The organism is Cognatiluteimonas telluris, from assembly GCF_011320095.1.
GTDB lineage: Bacteria > Pseudomonadota > Gammaproteobacteria > Xanthomonadales > Xanthomonadaceae > Cognatiluteimonas > Cognatiluteimonas telluris.
In genome coordinates, this window is record NZ_JAANOY010000068.1 from 1 (window position 1) to 2,444 (window position 2,444).

Annotated in this window: 2 protein-coding genes; one reads left to right on the top strand and one right to left on the bottom strand. The window is 69.9% G+C overall.

Annotated elements, in window-relative coordinates:
- The coding region (rhlB, locus tag G7B67_RS12905; RefSeq protein ID WP_166213070.1) for an ATP-dependent RNA helicase RhlB at positions 1-1,415 on the bottom strand (1,415 nt) is incomplete at its 3' end.
- A gap of 280 nt (positions 1,416-1,695) precedes the next feature.
- Here rhlB and trxA point away from each other — a divergent pair.
- On the top strand, positions 1,696-2,022 hold the full coding sequence (trxA, locus tag G7B67_RS12910; RefSeq protein ID WP_166213072.1) for a thioredoxin: 327 nt from the start codon (positions 1,696-1,698) through the stop codon (positions 2,020-2,022).
- The last annotated feature ends 422 nt before the right edge of the window (positions 2,023-2,444 follow it).

The window sequence follows — 2,444 nt, forward strand, 5'->3', positions numbered from 1 at the left end:
CTTCCGACCCCCGGCGGCTCCGCGCGCGGCCGCGGTCCACGATCGCCGCGCGCGCCGTGGCCGGCATCGCCGCGGCCACCGCTGCGCGGCTTGATCCCGCGGCGCTGGTCCTCGGCGGCGCGCGCTTCGCGGGCTTCGCGGAAGATCTCGCCGACGCTCTCGCCTTCGGCGGCATCGACCTCGACGCCTTCGCGCGGCTTGCGCGGTTTGGCGACCAGCAGCTCGGCGGTGATCGGCTCGACGGGGATCTTCTGCTCGATGTAGGCCTCGATGTCCGGCAGACCCTGGGCATAGCGCTCGCAGGCGAAGCTGATCGCGTCGCCCTCGGCGCCCAGGCGCGCGGTGCGGCCGATGCGGTGCACGTAGTCCTCGGCGTCGAACGGCAGGTCGTAGTTGTAGACGTGCGAGACGCCATCGATGTGCAGGCCGCGCGCGGCGACGTCGGTGGCGACCAGGATCTCGAGCTGGCCGGCCTGGAACTTCTTGAGCAGCGACTCGCGCTTTTTCTGCGGCACGTCGCCGGACAGCACGCCGACACGGTAGCCGGCGCGCTCCAGCGCGCGCGCGACGCGCTCGACGAAGGCCTTGGTGTTGACGAACACCATCGTCCGCGCACCTTCGCTGCGCGACAGCAGCCCCAGCAGCAGCGGCAGCTTCTCGTCGTCGGCCGGCAGGTACATCACCTGCCGCACCTTCGCGTTGGTGATGAACTCGGACTCGACCGTGATCTTCTCCGGCTCGTTCATGTGCTCGTAGGCGAGCTCGAGCACCCGGTGCGACAGCGTCGCGGAGAACAGCAGGGTCTGGCGCTCGGTGCGCACCGGCATGCGGCGCAGCAGGAAGCGGATGTCCTTGATGAAGCCCAGGTCGAACATGCGGTCGGCTTCGTCCAGCACGCAGACTTCGCAGGCGTGCAGCGAGACCACCTTGTGCTGCTTGACGTAGTCGATCAGCCGGCCGGGGGTGGCGATGATGACGTCGGCGCCTTCCTGCAGCAGCTGGCGCTGCTTGTCGTAGTCGACGCCGCCGTAGACGAGGGCGAACTTCAGCCCCAGGTGCGAGGCGAACTTCACCGCGTCCTTGTGGATCTGGATCGCCAGCTCGCGCGTGGGCGCCAGGATCAGCGCGCGCGGGTCTTCGGCCTTGCGCTCGGCCAGCGCCGGGCGCGTCATCAGCCGGTTCACCACCGTGATCAGGAACGCCAGCGTCTTGCCGGTACCGGTCTGCGCCTGACCTGCGACGTCGCGGCCGGCCAGCGTGATCGGCAGCGTCAGCGCCTGGATCGGCGTGCAGCGCGAGAAGCCGGCGGCTTCCAGCCCGGCCAGCAGCGCGGGGTTCAGGTCGAAGGAGGAAAACGAAATGTCCGTCAGCGGCTTGTCGCCGGTGGGCGGCGCGGAAATGGGTGTGTCGCTCATGCGCTTGGCTTTGGTTCCGGGGTTCGGCGCAGGGGTGCGCGCTTGCATGGGAGGCGTCGGCGCAGCAGACTGCCGATCAGCGCCAATCGAGGTGCGGGCCGCGCCAGGCTGAACCAGCCGGCGCTTTCAAACCCCACCCTTGAAGTGCTCGCCCGGGCGGTTGAATCGCCGGGAAAGCGCCCCAGTTTACAGCATCGGCACCCCTGCCATCGGCCGGGCGCCGGTCCATCCGCTTGATTTTGCGGCCCGATTTCCCGATCCGCCCTTCCGCGAGGACCCCATGAGCGAACACGTCATCCACGCCACCGACGCCGACTTCGACAGCCAGGTGCTGCAATCCTCCGAGCCGGTGCTGGTCGATTTCTGGGCGCAGTGGTGCGGGCCGTGCAAGATGATCGCCCCGGCGCTGGACGAACTGGCCACCACCTACGCCGGCCGCGCCAAGGTGGTGAAGGTCGACATCGACAAGAACCAGGCCGTGGCGCTGAAGTACCACGTGCGCTCGATCCCGATGCTGCTGCTGTTCAAGGACGGCCAGGTCCAGGCCACCCAGATCGGGGCCGTGGGCAAGGCGCAGCTGGCGCAGATCATCGACAAGGCGCTCTGACACCCGTCCAGATGGCGAAGGGCGCGCCCTTCGCCGTCCCCCGCTGCCGACCATGGCGCCCGACGCCACGTTCACATGGGCCCCGGCATCGTCCGGGTCGCCGGGGTAGCGCTTGCCGCGCTGCCAGCGCAGTGCTAGTTTCGCCCTACCGGCACGGGTTCCTTCTGCCGCACCCCTTCTCAAGACCCACTCTTCCGTCCCCGCCCGCGCATCCCCGGGCGCTCGCCGCTTAGCGAGGAATCGCACTTGTCCGACAACACCCCCGACGCCGGCGACATCGCCGCCGACAAACCCGTGCGCAAGCGCGCGCCGCGCGCTGCCGCCGCCGAATCCGGTGCCGCGGCCGACACGCCCTCCAGCGCCGCGCCGCCTGCCGCCGCACCACCGTCGGCGCCACCGGCATCGCAGCACGCCGAGTCCGC

Coding starts and splice junctions, on each gene's coding strand:
- trxA (WP_166213072.1), top strand. CDS start 1,696: ATGAGCGAACACGTCATCCACGCCACCGACGCCGACTTCGACAGCCAG.